Here is a 16,011-nt window from a genome sequence, read left to right on the forward strand (position 1 = left end):
GCGCGCCGCGTGGCGCGCGCGGGAACGAGCAGCAGGAGAGAGGGGTCCACCGTGGCCGGCACGAAGGCACCCGGGGCGAAGAAGCCCACCGCGGCGCAGCGGGCCAAGGCCGAGGCGGACGCGAAGAAGGTGGTCGCGCGCAACAAGAAGGCGCGTCACGACTTCCACATCGACGAGACGTTCGAGGCGGGCCTGTCGCTGACCGGCACCGAGGTCAAGGCGCTGCGCATGGGACGCGCGTCGCTCGTGGACGGCTGGATCGAGGTCGACCGCCACGGCGAGGCCTGGCTCCACAACGTCCACATCCCCGAGTACGCCCAGGGCTCGTGGACAAACCACGGCCCGCGCCGCAAGCGCAAGCTGCTCCTGCACAAGGAGGAGATCACCAAGCTGGCGGTCAAGAGCCGCGAGAAGGGGCACACCATCGTGCCGCTCGAGCTCTACTTCACCAAGGGCCGGGCCAAGGTCGAGATCGCGCTCGCGCGGGGCAAGCAGGAGTGGGACAAGCGCCAGTCGTTGCGCGAGAAGCAGGACGCGCGCGAGGCGCAGCGGGCGATGAGCCTGCGGCTCAACCGCTGACCCGCGCGGGCGGGGCGGAGTGCGCCGCCCGGGCGGCGGGGTTACCGTGGCGGCGTCCACCGGATCAGGAGTTCAGTCATGGGTCTGCCGATCAAGTTCCGTCACGTCCCCTCCCGCCTCGCCGCGGGCGCGTTCATCCTCAACTCCGGACTGGGCAAACGGGGCCTTCCCGACGACGCGGCTGCTGGCCTCCAGGGGATGGCCGCCAACGCCTTCCCGCAGCTGAGGCAGATGTCCCCGAAGGACTTCGGCAAGCTCGTCTCCGCGGGAGAGATCGCGCTCGGGGCGGCGCTGCTCGTCCCGCTCGTGCCCACCTGGGTGGCGGCCCTCGGCCTCGCCGGGTTCTCCGGCTCGCTGCTCTACATGTACACCCGGACGCCCGGCCTGACCGAGGAGGGCTCGAGCGTCAAGCCCACCCAGGAGGGCACCGGCATCGCCAAGGACGTGTTCATGCTCGGCATGGCCGGCTCCCTCCTCGTCGACGAGCTGACGTCGCGCAAGGGCCGGGACTGACGGCGCCGGGCGCGTCGCCGCCGGGGTGCTGCAGCCGCAACCCCTGACGGCGCCCGCTCACCTCGTCCAGCGGCGCAGCTTCCTCCTCGACGCCGCCCGCCACGCCTCCGCGTAGCTCGCCTCGGCCGCGGCGGCGTGCGCCTCCTCCAGCCCGAAGACCCGCCCCAGCGCGAAGGTGTCCTCGCCCGCCTCGCGGGCCCGCGCCACCGTGCCGGACAGGACCTCCTGCGTCACGATGCTGTCCCGGTGCTCGCCGAGCACGTCCTGCACGTCCTCCATGGCGGCGGCGAACCCTCCGGCGGCCTCGCCCACGACCGGCTCTACCGCCTCCGCGGCGTAGCGTGCCCGCTTGGCCGCCTTGCGCACCTCGTGCAGGGCCAGCTCCCGCCCGGCCTCCGACGGTGCGGCCTCCGCCAGGTCGTGGTGGCGGCGCACGTCGCGGTAGGCCCTGCGGACGCGGCGCGGCAGCTCGGTGCGGGCCGGGCGGCCCGCCCGGGCGGTCAGCGGGGGGTCGGCGAGGAGCGCGTCGAGGTCGTCCAGGACCCGGAAGTACCGTGCCCCGTCCAGCTCCCTGCGAGCGGCGCCGAGCGCCTGCCCGTAGCGCTCGCCGAGCTCGTGGTCCACCCGGCGCAGCGCAACCACCCGGGCGTCGTCGTCGGGGGCCGGCCAGCAGCTCCGCACGCAGGCGCGCGTGCATGACCTCCGTGTCGCGGGCGTCGCCCAGCACGTGGGCGAGCCAGCGCAGCTCGGCGCGCAGCGTGTCCGTCCGGCCGCGGTCCAGGACGTCGCGGAACGTCTTCAGGGCGGAGCGCAGCCGCCGGGAGGCGACACGCATCTGGTGCACCGCGTCCGGGGTGCCCAGCCGCACGCCCGGGTCCGCCTCCGTCAGTGCCCGCGCCTGGGCGGCGAGGTAGGCCAGCACCACGTCGGCCGCCGTCGACCGCCTGCGCAGCCTCGGAGGCGGAACGCGCGCCGGTGCTCGGTCGCCCAGCGCCCGCAGCAGCTTCGAGGGCACGGGCGAGAGCTCGGCGCCGGCGTCCCTCAGCACCTCCTCGAGCCGGTCGAGGAGACCGGGTTCGCCGCCGGCCAGCTCCACCTCCAGCTCGCGCCAGCCGGTCACGGTGACCCGGTCGCCGAGCGCCTCCCCGGTGACGCGGTCGTCCACCAGCTCCGCGAGGACGGGAGCGTCCGACGAGCCGTTCCTGATGAGGTGGACCGCCCGGCGGGTGCGGATCCGCGCCACCGGCACGAGCCGGGCGTCCCGGACGTGGACGGCGACGAGGTGCCGGAGCCGGTCCGGCGGGGTCGTGCCCTGAGGCCCGAGGGGCTCACGGACCTCCGTCCGGCCGTCCGGGCCGCTGGGCAGCTTGAGGTGCCAGCCGTCGTCCACGCCCCCCGTCCGACGGCGGAGCGTGATGCCCCGGGTGGCCAGGCGCAGGTCCGGGGTGTCGACGTAGGTGCTGTCCAGCTGGAGCTCGGCGCCGCCGTCGAGCACGAGGCCGTCGGGCACCTGCACGCGGTCGAGCCGGAAGGTCTCGTCCACGGCGAACTTGCGCTCCACCTCGAGCTGGGTGTGCATGACCTCATCCCCGTCGTCGGCCCGCCTCTTCCGGTGAATCTACAAGGAACGCGCGCGGTCGCGACCCGACCGCGTGCCCGGGGTGACGGCGGAGGTGCGGGAACAGCCGGCGGGGCCCCGGCGTTCGCCCGGTCATGGAGCTCGGCATCTACACCTTCGGCGACCTCGACACGCGACCGGGGCGGCAGGAGGTGACCGCCGGGCAGCGCGTCCGGGAGATCCTCGACCGTGCCGTGCTCGCCGAGGAGGTGGGCCTGGACCACGTGGGCATCGGCGAGCACCACCGTCCCGACTACGCGATCTCCGCGCCTTCGACGGTGATCTCGGCGGCGCTGGCCCGCACGAGCCGCATCCACGTCGGCTCCGCCGTCACCGTGCTGTCCACGGAGGACCCGGTGCGCGTGTACCAGGAGTTCGCGACCATGGACCAGTTCTCCGGAGGCCGCGTCGAGCTGCTCGCCGGGCGGGGCTCCTTCATCGAGTCCTTCCCCCTCTTCGGTGCGCGCCTGGAGGACTACGACGAGCTCTTCGAGGAGAAGCTCGACCTGCTGCTGCGGATCGACGCGGGAAACCCGGTCACCTGGTCCGGGAGGTTCCGGCCGGCGCTGACCGACGCCCACGTCCTGCCCAGGCCGGCCGTGAAGCCCGGGCTGGGGGAGCGCCTGCGCATCGCCGTCGCCACCGGTGGCTCCCCGGCCTCCTCCGTCCGGGCCGGGCGGCTCGGACTGCCGGTCAGCTACGCGGTCATCGGCGGCGAGCCGCGCCGGTTCGCGCCGCTCGTGGAGCTCTACCGCCGCGCCCACGAGGAGTCGGGGCACCCGGCCGGCCGCCGCTCCGTCTCCGTCTCGGTGCACGGCTTCGTCGCCGAGACGGACGAGGAGGCGAGGGAGCTGTTCTACCCGTACTTCCTCGACACCGGCACCAGGCTGGCCCGCGAGCGGGGCTTCGCCATCCCCGACCGGATCTCGTACGAGGCCCAGTCGGGGCCGCACGGCGCCTTCGTGATCGGTTCGCCGCAGACCGTGGCCGACAAGATCGTGCGGCTCCACGGCTACCTCGGGCACGACCGGCAGAACTTCCAGATGGACCTCTCGGGGGTGCCCCAGCGCGAGTCCCTGCGCGCGATCGAGCTGCTGGGGAGGGTCAAGGAGCTGGTCGACGCCCAGCTGGGCGGGCGGACCGGCGCCGACCCGGCGGGCGGACTGGTGGCGGGCCGGGGCGAGTGACCCGCGTCGCACCGGGCCGGACGGGAATGAACGTGCCACCGGGGTCGTTGACCCACTAGCATGGGGAAGCCGGACGAGCCCGCGAGGGTGCGGCCGGATTGACAACTGCACATGGGGATGATCGGTTTCGACGATGGTCGTCGTTCCAGGAGAAGCGGGTCGAGGATGCAGAGTCATCTCGTCAACGCTCTCTGCAAACCAATAGGTGCCGATTCCAAGCGCACCGACTTCGCCCTCGCCGCCTGAGCGAGCCTCGAAGTCCGTCAGCCCGGGCTAGCTCTCGTCCCGGATCCTGGCGTCATCTAGAGAGCCACTGCTCGTAGTCCACGTCACCGGGGCTGCGGGAACACTTAGGTGACTGAGCCCGTCAGCGACTTGTCTGCGTGATCGCTGGGGCCGAGAAAATCAGCAGCAGACTGCACCCGGAGAAGCCCTGGTTCTTCGCCGTCGGACGCGGGTTCGATTCCCGCCATCTCCACTCCCCGAGGCCCGGGCCCACGAACGTGGGCCCGGGCCTCGTCGTGCCCGACGCCGGGGGACCGGCGCCCGCGGGGGCGGGGGGCGCCCGACGCCCCGACCAGGTCGACGAGCGGCGTCAGGTGCGCCCGCGCGGCGGCCTCGGCGGCGCAGCCGTCGAGACGGACGAGGACGTCCGAGGCACCGAGCAGGAGCAGCTCGACCACCTCGTGCCCGGCGACCTGGGCAGCGCATCCCTCCAGCCGGACCACGGTGCGCCGACGCTCGCCGAGGGAGGGCCCGGGGTGCTCGGCGCACACCAGCTCCAGCGCCGTATCCTCCGGCTGCCGCCCGAGCCACGCCTGGACGCCCCGCAGGCCGCGGGCCGCGCTCACCGCAGGAACGCCGCCCGGGCCTGCTCGAGGGTGCCCAGGCCGAGCGCGGCGACGCCCTGGTAGAAGAACGTGGCGGAGCCTCCTGCCGCCTGCGTGAGGCAGTGCGGCGCCCAGGCGAGCAGGTGCTCGTCGAGGAAGGCGACCAACCCGCGCAGGACCCGCGCGAGCTCGACGTCGTCCCCCGCCTCGATCGCGTCCATCCCCCGGACCGCCAGCGTGGCGACGAAGCCCAGCTCCAGGCCGATGTGGTCGTCGGGCTCGGTGTTGAGGCGGGGAGCGACCAGTCCGAACTCCGCGTAGGCGGCGCGGACCTGCATCGTCTCCCGCTCGAACAGCAGGCGCTCCTGCGAGCGGTGCACCGACTCGTAGGGAGGTGCCTTCATGCGCTCCGGGCCCCGGAACAGCCTGTTGTAGTCGCGGCGCACGAGCGTCTCGTCCTCGCCGGCGGCCGCCGACTCGGCGAGCAGCGAGAGGCCGCGTCGGGAGTCGGGGTGGTCCGGCAGCGGCCAGTCACGCAGGAGATCGGCGTCCCGCACGCGGGCCAGCACCGCCGCCGGCGGCGCGGCGGACAGGAGGGAGGACAGCGTCGTGAAGGCCGCGGCGAAGGTGTCGAGGGTGGGCCCGAGGGCGTCGCGATGCTCCAGCAGCGTGGCCACGGGCGTGGGGTCGACGGGCGGCGCACCGGGGGCCAGAGGTGTCGTGGTCATGACCGCTCCTCACATGCCGATGCGGATCATCGAGTCGTAGAACAGGGACCGGCCGATGAGCTCCCCGCCCAGCACCAGGGCCAGGGCGGCCGCGGAGAGCACCGCGAGCGGCACGGCCCGCGAGCCGGGGGAGGCACGCCGGACCAGGAACACCGCCAGCAGACCGGCCCCGGCGAAGACCAGCACGAGCCGTGCGACGAACCAGCCGCCGGAGAACACGGCCGCCGACTCCGCGGCGACGCCGCCGGCCGCCGACAGGCTGGTCAGGTGCAGGGGGATGATGAGGAACTCGACACCGAGCAGCGCGACGGCGGCGATCCCGACGCCCCGGAGCGTGGTGGACAGCAGCTCGCGGGTGGGTGCGTCGGCCTCGTACGTGCCGCCGGAACGGGCGGCGGTCCGCCGGCGCCACAGCACCGTGCCCATGAACGCGGCTCCGACGGCGAGAGAGCCGAGGAGGAACGTGGTCGCGTAGAACTGCGCCGGCGTCGCCCACGTGTGCCAGGCCGGGACGGTGGAGAGCGAGTAGTAGATCATGCTCATCGAGAGCACCAGCACCAGTCCGGTCACGGCCGTCACCACGGCGAGGATCTGGCGCAGCAGGGTGGAGCCCCAGCGGAACCACTGGGCGAGGGCGAAGAGGAACCCCAGCCCGGCGAACGCGACGCCGGAGACGATCTCGCGGGAGAGCCAGGACGTCTCGACGTGGCGGACGACGTTGAGGGTGTTCATCACGTCGTTCATGTGGAACATGGACGCGATCAGGCCCAGCACGAGCGTCGGGCCGATGGCGTAGAGCGCGGGGTCGGTGACCCGGTCCACCGCCGCACGGCCGTAGCGGCGCGAGGCGAGGACCTGCACCACGCCGAGGACCACGAAGGCGCCGACGCTCATCTGTGCGAGGACGGTGAAGACGATCATGGGCAGCTCGTGGAGGTTCACGGCTCACAGCTCCTCGGGGTTGGCGACGGCGCCGACGCCGGCGCCCGTCGGCTGGGCGTCGCGGTGGGGCGAGATGACCAGGCGCGGCCGGGTGATGGACGGATCGGGCAGCGGCTCGACGGCGGCGAGATCGCCGTGCCTGGCGCGCAGCTCGTCGATCGGGCCCCAGTCGAGGGCGCGGGACGGGCAGGCGGCCACGCAGGCGGGATCCTCGCCCTCGGCCCGGTAGTCGGCGCACATGTCGCACTTGGACATGTGCCCGGTCTCAGGGTTGAACTGCGGCGCCGAGTAGGGGCACGCCCACTCGCAGTACCGGCATCCCACGCACCTGTCCTCGTCGACGGTGACGATCCCGTCCTCGCCGACGTGCATCGCGGTGGTCGGGCAGACCTCGACGCAGATGGGGTTCTCGCAGTGGTTGCACGCGACGGACGTGTAGTAGGAGAAGACGTTCGGGACGAAGGTGTCGCCGTCGGTCTGCCAGGTGCCGCCGGTGTACTCCGCCACGCGGCGCCAGGTCACCCCCACCGGAAGGTCGTTCTTGTCCTTGCAGGCGACCGAGCATGCCTTGCACCCCGTGCAGAGGGTCTGGTCGAAGAAGAATCCGAGTTGCTGGGCCATGGTCTGTTCTCCGTCCTCAGGCCTTCTCGATGTTCACGAGGTTGGTGTGCTGGGCGTTGCCCTTCGCGATCGGCGTCGGGTGCCAGCTGGTGAGCGTGTTGACCGACCCGCCGACGTCCACGCCGTTGTCGTCCGGGCTGTACCAGGCGCCCTGGGGTACCGAGACGACCCCCGGGGCGATCCGCGGGGTGACCCGGGCGGGAAGCTCGATGCGACCGCGGTCGTTGAACACGGCCACCCGGTCGTCGTTGGCGATGCCGCGGGCCTCGGCGTCGAGGGGGTTGACCCACACCACCTGCGGATGGGCCTCCTTCATCCAGTCGACGTTGCCGTACGTCGAGTGGGTGCGCTGCTTGTAGTGGTGCCCGATGCACTGCAGCGGGTACGTGTCGTTGGCCCTCGCCTCCTCGGCCCCCTCCCACGTCGCGACGTGCTCGGGAAGGGCGGTGAGGCGGTCGCCCGGGGGCAGCTCCCAGGTCTTCGACATCTCCCACAGCGGCTCGGAGAAGATCTCGATCCTTCCCGAAGGCGTGGGCAGCGGATTGGCGACCGGGTCGTCGCGGAAGTCCTTCAGCGCGATCGTGGACTCACCCTTGACCTTCCAGACCCCCATCTCCCGTAGCTGCTCGAAGGAGGGGAGGTCGGGAATCCCCGCGCGGGACTCCTCGACGATCTGGCGCACCCAGTCCTCCTGGGTCTTCCCCTCGGTGAACTCCAGCTCCACGCCGAGCCGCCTGGCGATCTCGGTGCACATCTCGTAGGTGGTCTTGCAGTCGTAGAGCGGGTCGATCACCTTGTCGGCGACGATCGCGTAGCCCATGGTCCCGGCGTTGCCCTGCTGGACGACGTCCAGCTGCTCGGCGTTGGAGACGTCGGGGAGCAGGATGTCCGCGTACCGCGCGGAGACCGTCATCTGGTTGTCGACGACGACGATCAGCTCGCACTTCGTGTCGTCCTCGAGCAACTTGACGGTGCGGTTGATGTCCGCGTGCTGGTTGACCAGCGCGTTTCCGGCGTACTGCCAGACCATCTTGATCGGTACGTCGAGCCTGTCCTTGCCGACGACGCCGTCGCCCAGGGCGGTCATCTCCGGCCCCCGTTCGATCGCGTCGGTCCAGCCGAAGACCGAGATCGACGTCTGCACGGGGTTCGACTTGACCCACGGGTTCGCCATCGGCAGGGCGTAGCTGCCCTCCCGGGCGCCCGTGCCGCCGCCGGCGAGGCCGACGTTGCCCGTCATCGCGGCGAGCGTGAAGATGGCCCGGGCCTGGTTCTCCCCCGTTGGCGGTGCGCTGGGGACCCCAGCCCTGGGAGATCGCGCACGGCTTGGCGCCGGCGATCTCGCGGGCCAGGCGGGTGATCGTGGCGGCAGGCACGCCGGTGATCGCCGCGGCCCACTCGGCCGTCTTCGCCGTCGCGTCCGCGCCCTCGCCCATGACATAGGACCTGTAGGAGTTGCCCGCTGGTACGCCGTCCGGCATGTGCTCCTCGTCGAAGCCCTGGCAGTACGTGTCCAGGAACTGCTGGTCGACCAGGTCCTCGGTGATCATCACGTGCGCCATGCCGGCCACCAGGGCGGCGTCCGTTCCTGGCCGCAGCGGCACCCACTCGTCCGCGAGTCCGGCCACGGACTCTGAGTAGCGCGGGTCGATGATGATCGTGCGCACGTCGTGGAGCTTCTTGGTCTGCTGGGACACGAACGTCTCCCCGCCGCCGGACATGCGGGTCTCGAGCGGGTTGTTGCCGAACATCACCTGGAGCTGGGCGTTCCTGGCGTCGTCGAAGGAGTTCGAGCTGACCCAGCTGCCGAAGGTGAACGGAGCCGCCTGCTCGATGTTGGCGGCGCTGTAGTCGCCGTAGTGGTTGAGGTAGCCGCCCGCGCAGTTCATCAGGCGGGCGAACGGGCTCGCGTTGGGCGGCCAGCTGCACGCGATCGTGCCGCCGAGCGTGCCGGTGCCGTAATTGATGTAGATGGACTCGTTGCCGTAGTCCTTGATCAGTCGCTGGATGGTGGCCGCGATCTCGTCGAAGGCGTCCTCCCAGGTGATCTCGTCCCACTCGCCCGCGCCGCGCCTGGAGCCCGGCCTGCGGCGCATCGGGGTCTTGAGCCTGTCGGGGTTGTAGATGCGGTGCCGGATGGAACGGCCGCGGACACATGCGCGGATCTGCTGCGTGCCGAGCTCGTCGTCACCGGTGTTGTCGGGCAGCACGCGGACGATCTGCCCGTCCCGGACCTCCATGCGCAGCGGGCAGCGGGACCCGCAGTTGACGTTGCACGAGGACCACACAACGTCGGCCACCCCGGAGGTGGAGGCCGTCGCGGCGTTGGCCGGGCCGACGCCCGGGAGGAGACCGAAGTGCGCGCCGGCGCCCGCGAGCGCCGTGGTACCACCGGCCGCGGCGGACCACTTCAGGAACGAACGTCGCTCCAGACCGCGTCGTTCGGTGGCTTGCGTGGTCATGGTTCCTCCCGGTGGGTCGGCGACGGACACACGTCATTAATCCGCCCGCCGGTGGCCGGAACGTAGGGCGATGGTCCCGGTGACGGCGCGGGAGGTGCGGGTCGGATGTGCCACGATGAAGGCGTCACCACACCGGTGAGGCCCCTGCGGAAGGAGCACCCATGGCCGACCACCTGCCCGACGTCTACACCGGCTTCCGGCGGCGGTTCACCGACGTGGCCCGCAGCCAGGACGCGCTCGCGGCCGCCGTGGACGCCGCCGGCCCGCTCGACGAGCGGACCACCCGCCTGGTCAAGCTCGGGATCGCGATCGGCGCCCAGGCGGGGGGGCGCGGTGCGCTCCAACGTGCGCAAGGCGCTCGCTGCGGGTGCGAGCGTGGAGGAGGTCGAGCAGGTGGTGCTGCTCGGGATGACGACGCGCGGGTTCCCGGCCACCGTCGCGGCCTGGCAGTGGCTGAACGAGGTCGTGGGGGAGAAGTGAGCACGCAGCAGCCCGGGGACGTGACGGCGGAGCGGGCCGGCCGCGGGGACGAGACCCGGAAGATGACCGCGATGAACGCCTGGCTCGACGACGTCTGCGCCGAGCTCGGGGTCGACCGGGACCTGGTGAGCGCGAGCACGCCGGCGATGCTTCGCCTCATCGGTCAGGTCGCCCACGGGCCGAGCCGTCCCGGCGCGCCCCTGACGGCGTTCGTCGTCGGCCTGGCGGCGGCCGCGGCGGCTGCACAGCACGCCGGGGCGACGAGGGGGGCGGCACCGGACGGACCTGTCCGGGCCGGCCGGCCGGTGGCCCCGGCCAGGTCAGTGGCCGAACTCCGGCGCGGGCGTCCGGGCGCTGCGGGTGCCGGTCACGCGGTAGGCGTCGAACACGCCGTCGATCTTCCGCACGGCGGCGAGGACATGACCCAGGTGCGACGCTCCGCCATCTCGAAGACGAACTTGCTCAGCGCGACACGGTCCCGTGAGGTGCTCACCGCCGCCGAGAGGATGTTCACGTGGTTCTCGGAGAGGACCCGGGTGACGTCCGAGAGCAGGCCGTTGCGGTCGAGCGCCTCCACCTGGATCTGGACGAGGAAGGAGCTCTGGGCGCTCTTCGCCCAGCTCACACCCACCATGCGCTCCGGCTGCGACCGCAGGCCCTCGAGGTTGCCGCAGTCGGCACGATGCACCGACACCCCCGACCCGCGGGTGATGAAGCCCACGATCGGGTCGCCGGGCACCGGCGTGCAGCACCGCGCCAGCTTCACCCAGATGTCGGTGTCGGACATCCCCTCGACGACGACGCTGGTGTCTCCCGCCCGGGCGCGCGGGCGGTGCTCGCCCGGCATGGTCGCCTCGGCGAGCGTCTCCTCGGCGCCGGACTCCCCGCCCATGGACTGCACGAGCTTCTGGACGACGTTCGTGGCGGAGATGTGGTTCTCGCCGATCGCCGCGTACAGCGCAGACACGTCGGCGTAGCGCATCTCGGTGGCCAGCGCGGAGAGCGAGTCGTGGCTCATCAGCCGCTGGATCGGCAGGTTCTGCTTCCGCATGGCCTTGCCGAGCTGGTTCTTCCCGGCCTCGATGGCCTCCTCGCGCCGCTCCTTGGTGAACCAGGCCTTGATCTTGTTCCGGGCGCGGGGGCTCTTGACGAACGCCAGCCAGTCCTGGCTGGGCCCGGAGCCCTCTGCCTTGGACGTGAAGACCTCGACCGTGTCGCCGTTCTCGAGGTGCGAGTCCAGCGGTACGAGCTTGCCGTTGACGCGGGCACCGACGGTCCGGTGACCCACCTCGGTGTGCACCGCGTACGCGAAGTCGACCGGCGTGGCGTCCGCCGGCAGCGCCAGCACGTCCCCCTTGGGCGTGAACACGTACACCTGCGCGCCCGACATCTCGAAGCGCAGGGAGTCGAGGAACTCACCCGGGTCTGCCGTCTCGCGCTGCCAGTCGACGAGCTGGCGCAGCCACCCCATCTCCTCGGTGGCGAGCGGCGGTTCGCCCTTGGCGCCCTTGGCGTTGGGATTCTCCTTGTACTTCCAGTGCGCCGCGACGCCGTACTCCGCGCGCCGGTGCATGTCGTGGGTCCGGATCTGGATCTCGACGGGCTTCCCGCTCGGACCGACCACGGTCGTGTGCAGAGACTGGTAGAGGTTGAACTTCGGCATCGCGATGTAGTCCTTGAACCGCCCAGGCAGGGGGGGTCCACCGGGCGTGCATCGCGCCCAGCGCGGCGTAGCAGTCCCGAACGGTGTCCACCAGGACGCGAATGCCGACGAGGTCGAAGATGTCGTCGAAGTCCCGACCGCGGACGATCATCTTCTGGTAGATCGAGTAGTAGTGCTTGGGCCGGCCGGTCACGATGCCCTTGATGCGCGCGGTCCGGAGGTCGTCCTCGATCTGCAGGCGCACGGCTCGCAGGTACTCGTCGCGGGCGGGCGCCCGCTCCGCCACGAGGTGGACGATCTCCTCGTACACCTTCGGGTACAGAGTGGCGAAGGACAGGTCCTCGAGCTCCCACTTGATGGTGTTCATGCCCAGTCGGTGGGCGAGCGGGGCGTAGATCTCGAGGGTCTCGCGGGCCTTCCGCTCCGCGGAGGCGGCCGGGACGTACTTCCAGGTGCGGGCGTTGTGCAGGCGGTCGGCCAGCTTGATGACCAGGACGCGGATGTCCTTGGCCATCGCCACGACCATCTTCCGCACGGTCTCCGCCTGGGCGGCGTCGCCGTAGGTGACCTTGTCGAGCTTGGTCACGCCGTCGACGAGCAGAGCGATCTCGTCGCCGAACTCTCTGCGGAGCTGCTCGAGCGGGTAGTCGGTGTCCTCGACGGTGTCGTGCAGCAGCGCCGCCGCCAGCGTCGAGGGGGGTCATGCCGAGCTCGGCGAGGATCGTCGCGACCGCGACGGGGGTGCGTGATGTAGGGATCGCCGCTCTTGCGCATCTGGCCGCGGTGAGCCCGCTCGGCCACCTCGAACGCCCGGACGATCAGCTGGGTGTCCGCCTTGGGGTGGTTCGCGCGCACGGCGCGCAGCAACGGCTCGATCGCGGGCGGGTTGGAGTGTCCGCGTGAGCCGAGCCACACCAGACGGGAGCGCACACGAGAGCCGGGCACCACCGTGTCGGTGCCGTTCACCTCGCCCGGCGCCGGGACCCGATCACCTGCCATTGCACGATCCTACGGCGAACCCGCGGAGGGGCACGCATCGGTTCCCTCCGGGTGAAGGGACCCCGCGTGCGGCGGGAGCCGCCGGCGCGCTCCGGACGCGCCGGTCAGTACACGAGGACGGAGTCCACCTGGTAGCCGTCGAGCTTGCGCCGACCGCCGAGCGCGGCGAGCTCGAGGAGCATGGCGAGTGCGACGACCTCGCCGCCGCTGCGCTCGACGAGCTCGATCGCCGCAGCACCGGTGCCGCCCCGTGGCCAGCACGTCGTCGATGACGAGGACGCGCTGGCCGCGCTCGATGGTGTCCGGCCGCAGCTCCATGCGCGCGGTGCCGTACTCGAGGGCGTAGTCGACGCCGATGACCGGGCCGGGCAGGCGGCCGGCCTTGCGGACGGTGATCATGCCGACGCCGAGCGCGATGGCGAGCGGCGCGGCGAGGATGAAGCCGCGGGACTCCAGGCCGGCCACGGCGTCGACGCGGCCCCGGTAGGTCTCGGCGAGCCCGCGGACGAGCCCCTCGAAGGCCGGGCCGTCCGCGAGCAGCGGCGTGATGTCGCGGAAGAGCACCCCGGGTGCCGGGAAGTCGGGGGATCTCGCGCACGTGCTCGCGCACGAGGTCCGTGAGCTCCCCGGGGAAGCTCGGCGCCGGTGCTGTCATCATCGTCCCTTCTTGCGACGTCGCGGCTGGGCCGCGTTGCCGAGGTGGTGCCCGGCGACGATACCGACGCCGGTGAGGTCCTCCGTGCGGGCGCCCAGGTCGACGGGCGCGCCCTCGGCCGTCTCTCCGGCGGCCGCCCGGCGCCGCTCGCGGCGCTCCAGGACCATCTTCGTGTGCTTGACGACGGCGTCGTTCCGCTCCCGCAGCGCCACCTCGAGAGGGGCGGCGAGGAAGACGGAGGACAGGGACGAGAGCGTCATGCCGACGAACAGGGCGAGCGCGATGTCCCGCAGCGTGCCGGCTCCGAGCAGGAAGGCACCGACGAAGAGGATCGACGCGACCGGCAGGAGTCCCGTGACCGAGGTGTTGATCGAGCGCACGAGCGTCTGGTTCACGGCGAGGTTGGCGCCCTCGGCGTACGTGTACTTGTCCTGCGTGTACAGGTCGGCGTTGTTCTCGCGGACCTTGTCGAACACCACGACCGTGTCGTACAGGGAGTAGCCGAGGATCGTGAGGAACCCGATCACGGAGGCCGGCGTGACCTCGAAGCCCACGGCGTAGACGCCGACCGTGACGACCAGGTCGTGGAGGAGCGCTCCCACGGCGCCCAGCGCCATCGTCCAGGTGCGGAAGTACAGCGCCATCCCGACCGTGATGAGCACGAGGAAGATGATCAGGCCCTGGACGGCCTTCGAGGTGACGTCGGCTCCCCAGGTCGGGCCGACGAACGTGGCGGCGACATCCTCGGGCGGGACGTCGTACGCCTCCGCCAGGGCACCCTGGACCTCGGTGGTCTGCTCGTTGGTGAGACGCTCGGTCTGCACGCGCACCGAGTCGCTGCCCACGGCGGACACGCGCGGCGGCTCGCCGGCGCCGAGGTCCTCGAGCACCCTGTTCGCGGGCTCCTGGCTCGTGGTTGCGGCACCCGAGACGGTGAACTGCGAACCGCCGCGGAACTCGATGCCGGGGTTGATGCCCTTGACGGTGACGACGAGCACCGACGCGAGCATCAGCACCGCGGCGGCGACGAACCAGGTCCGGCGGCGGCCGATGAAGTCGAACGACCGCCGGCCTGTGTAGAGATCGTTGCCGATCTGCGCGAACGACGCCATCACCGCTCACCTTCCGTGGTCGAGGAACCGCTGTCGTCCGCCGACGGCCGGGTGCCGTCCGGCGGCGGGGCGGCGCCCGCAGGCGTGGGGCCCTCCGCAGCGGCCGGGCCGGCCACGCGAGGCGCTGGTCGCCCACCGCCGCCGTGCGCTCGTCGTCGAGCGCACCGGTTGGGGCAAGTCCGCCGTCTACTTCGTGGCGACCGCGCTGCTGCGGGCCGGCGCAGCCGGCCGCCCGCCGGCCGGGCCGACCGTCATCGTCTCCCCGCTCCTGGCGCTCATGCGTGACCAGATCGCCGCCGCCTCCCGCGCCGGCATCCGCGCGGTCACCATCAACTCGTCGAACGTCACGGAGTGGGACGACGTGCACGCGGCGATCGCCGCGGGCGAGGTCGATGTCCTGCTGTGCTCGCCGGAACGGCTGAACAACCCCGGTTTCCGGGACGAGGTGCTTCCCCGCCTCGCGGCGAGCGCGGGCCTGGTGGTCGTGGACGAGGCGCACTGCATCTCCGACTGGGGTCACGACTTCCGCCCCGACTACCGCCGGATCCGCACCCTGCTCTCGGACCTGCCGGACGGCATCCCGGTGCTCGCGACGACGGCGACGGCGAACGCCCGCGTCAGCCGTGACGTGGCCGAGCAGCTCGGTGTCGGTCGGCACGACGAGGACGTGCTCGTGCTGCGCGGCTCGCTGGACCGGCCGTCCCTGCACCTCGGTGTCCTTCCGCTGCCCGACCACGCCGGCCGGGTCGCCTGGCTCGGGGAGCAGCTCGGCCGGTGGAACGGCTCCGGCATCGTCTACACCCTGACCGTGGCCGCGGCGCACGGCGTCGCGGAGCAGCTGCGCGCCGCGGGCCACGAGGTGGCGGCCTACACCGGGCAGACGGACACCGCCGAGCGGGAGCAGCTCGAGGCGGACCTGAAGGCCGACCGCGTCAAGGCGCTGGTCGCCACGTCGGCGCTGGGCATGGGCTTCGACAAGCCCGACCTGGCTTTCGTCGTCCACCTCGGCGCCCCCTCCTCCCCCCATCGCGTACTACCAGCAGGTCGGCCGCGCAGGTCGCGGCGTGGAGCGCGCCGACGTCGTGCTCCTGCCCGGCCAGGAGGACAGGGACATCTGGAACTACTTCGGCTCGCTCGGGTTCCCGCCCGAGTCCGCGGTGCGCGAGACCCTCGCCGCGCTGGCCGAGGGCGGCACGATGTCGACCGCGCGGCTGGAGACGCAGGTCGACCTCCGGCGCAACCGGCTCGAGACGATGCTGAAGGTCCTCGACGTCGACGGTGCGGTACGCCGGGTGCGGGGCGGGTGGGAGGCCACGGGCACCGAGTGGGTCTACGACGCCGGGCGCTACGCCCGGGTGGAGGCCACCCGCGAGGACGAGCAGCAGGCGATGGTGGACTACCAGCGCCTCGCCCCGCCCGAGTGCCGCATGGCCTTCTTGCGCCGCCAGCTCGACGACCCCGATCTCGTGGAGGGCTGGCGGTGCGGGCGGTGCGACCTGTGCGGCGGCCTGCCCCTCGACGCCGCCGTGGACGCCGGCGCGGTGGACCAGGTGCGGGCCGCCCTCGACCGGCCCGGGCTGGAGATCTCCCCGCGGCGGCAGTGGCGGGCCGACCGCCGAGCG

The 16,011-nt window shown here is 72.1% G+C and carries 10 protein-coding genes, 1 other RNA gene and 6 pseudogenes; 8 read left to right on the top strand and 9 right to left on the bottom strand.

The annotated features are described in order from the left end of the window. The first annotated feature begins 51 nt into the window (after positions 1-51). Together smpB and DA06_RS17445 are read left to right on the top strand one after the other, a co-directional pair. Complete coding sequence (gene smpB, locus DA06_RS17440) at positions 52-579, top strand: SsrA-binding protein SmpB (protein ID WP_043502452.1); 528 nt, start codon at positions 52-54, stop codon at positions 577-579. Positions 580-657: 78 nt separating this feature from the next. After that, positions 658-1,092: a membrane protein gene (locus tag DA06_RS17445; RefSeq protein ID WP_043502453.1), complete on the top strand. Its 435-nt coding sequence runs from the start codon at positions 658-660 to the stop codon at positions 1,090-1,092. Between the two features lie 57 nt (positions 1,093-1,149). Here the strand turns inward: DA06_RS17445 and DA06_RS17450 are convergent. Continuing rightward, positions 1,150-2,671, bottom strand: a pseudogene (locus tag DA06_RS17450) (CHAD domain-containing protein). A 134-nt stretch (positions 2,672-2,805) separates the two neighbouring features. Here DA06_RS17450 and DA06_RS17455 point away from each other — a divergent pair. The 3 genes from DA06_RS17455 (at position 2,806) to DA06_RS17465 (ending at position 4,811) form a co-directional block, all read left to right on the top strand. After that, positions 2,806-3,897 carry an LLM class flavin-dependent oxidoreductase gene (locus tag DA06_RS17455; protein ID WP_052436912.1) on the top strand — a complete coding sequence of 364 codons (1,092 nt, stop codon included), beginning with the start codon at positions 2,806-2,808 and terminating at the stop codon, positions 3,895-3,897. A gap of 113 nt (positions 3,898-4,010) precedes the next feature. Next, positions 4,011-4,378, top strand: a transfer-messenger RNA (tmRNA) gene (ssrA, locus tag DA06_RS17460). 22 nt (positions 4,379-4,400) lie between these two features. Next, positions 4,401-4,811: a hypothetical protein gene (locus tag DA06_RS17465; RefSeq protein ID WP_418605576.1), complete on the top strand. Its 411-nt coding sequence runs from the start codon at positions 4,401-4,403 to the stop codon at positions 4,809-4,811. Here the strand turns inward: DA06_RS17465 and DA06_RS17470 are convergent. The 5 genes and pseudogenes from DA06_RS17470 to DA06_RS17490 all read right to left on the bottom strand — a co-directional run. Then, on the bottom strand, positions 4,745-5,455 hold the full coding sequence (locus DA06_RS17470; protein WP_052436913.1) for a molecular chaperone TorD family protein: 711 nt from the start codon (positions 5,453-5,455) through the stop codon (positions 4,745-4,747). The two genes, DA06_RS17465 and DA06_RS17470, sit on opposite strands and share 67 nt — an antisense overlap. Positions 5,456-5,464: 9 nt before the next feature. Next, positions 5,465-6,397, bottom strand: a complete 933-nt coding sequence (locus DA06_RS17475) for a dimethyl sulfoxide reductase anchor subunit family protein (protein ID WP_043502468.1) — start codon at positions 6,395-6,397, stop codon at positions 5,465-5,467. 3 nt (positions 6,398-6,400) lie between these two features. Beyond that, a complete protein-coding gene (locus tag DA06_RS17480) occupies positions 6,401-7,018 on the bottom strand; it encodes a DMSO/selenate family reductase complex B subunit (protein WP_043502470.1) in 618 nt (205 codons plus the stop codon). Positions 7,019-7,034: 16 nt separating this feature from the next. Next, positions 7,035-8,258: a molybdopterin dinucleotide binding domain-containing protein gene (locus DA06_RS17485; RefSeq protein WP_418605578.1), complete on the bottom strand. Its 1,224-nt coding sequence runs from the start codon at positions 8,256-8,258 to the stop codon at positions 7,035-7,037. 97 nt (positions 8,259-8,355) lie between these two features. Next, positions 8,356-9,480: pseudogene (locus DA06_RS17490) on the bottom strand (molybdopterin-dependent oxidoreductase); the annotation flags it as partial. A 333-nt stretch (positions 9,481-9,813) separates the two neighbouring features. Between DA06_RS17490 and DA06_RS17495 the strand changes: the two are divergent. Together DA06_RS17495 and DA06_RS17500 are read left to right on the top strand one after the other, a co-directional pair. Next, positions 9,814-9,960, top strand: coding sequence for a carboxymuconolactone decarboxylase family protein (locus DA06_RS17495; protein ID WP_418608341.1), 147 nt, complete (start codon positions 9,814-9,816; stop codon positions 9,958-9,960). A gap of 71 nt (positions 9,961-10,031) precedes the next feature. Then, positions 10,032-10,211 (top strand): annotated as a pseudogene (locus tag DA06_RS17500) (DUF6457 domain-containing protein); the annotation flags it as partial. Positions 10,212-10,280: 69 nt separating this feature from the next. Here DA06_RS17500 and DA06_RS17505 read toward each other — a convergent pair. The 3 genes and pseudogenes from DA06_RS17505 to secF form a co-directional block, all read right to left on the bottom strand. After that, positions 10,281-12,622: pseudogene (locus DA06_RS17505) on the bottom strand (RelA/SpoT family protein). 104 nt (positions 12,623-12,726) lie between these two features. Beyond that, a pseudogene (locus tag DA06_RS17510) lies at positions 12,727-13,277 on the bottom strand (adenine phosphoribosyltransferase). Continuing rightward, the gene (gene secF / locus DA06_RS17515; protein ID WP_043502478.1) at positions 13,277-14,389 is read right to left on the bottom strand and encodes a protein translocase subunit SecF; all 1,113 of its coding nucleotides are present in this window, start codon (positions 14,387-14,389) and stop codon (positions 13,277-13,279) included. Before secF ends, DA06_RS17510 begins: the two are co-directional and overlap by 1 nt. Here secF and DA06_RS17520 point away from each other — a divergent pair. After that, positions 14,388-15,993, top strand: a pseudogene (locus DA06_RS17520) (RecQ family ATP-dependent DNA helicase); the annotation flags it as partial. The gene secF and the pseudogene DA06_RS17520 overlap by 2 nt on opposite strands. Between the last annotated feature and the right edge of the window lie 18 nt (positions 15,994-16,011).

The sequence above is a fragment of the Georgenia sp. SUBG003 genome, from assembly GCF_000715355.2.
Lineage (GTDB): Bacteria > Actinomycetota > Actinomycetes > Actinomycetales > Actinomycetaceae > Georgenia.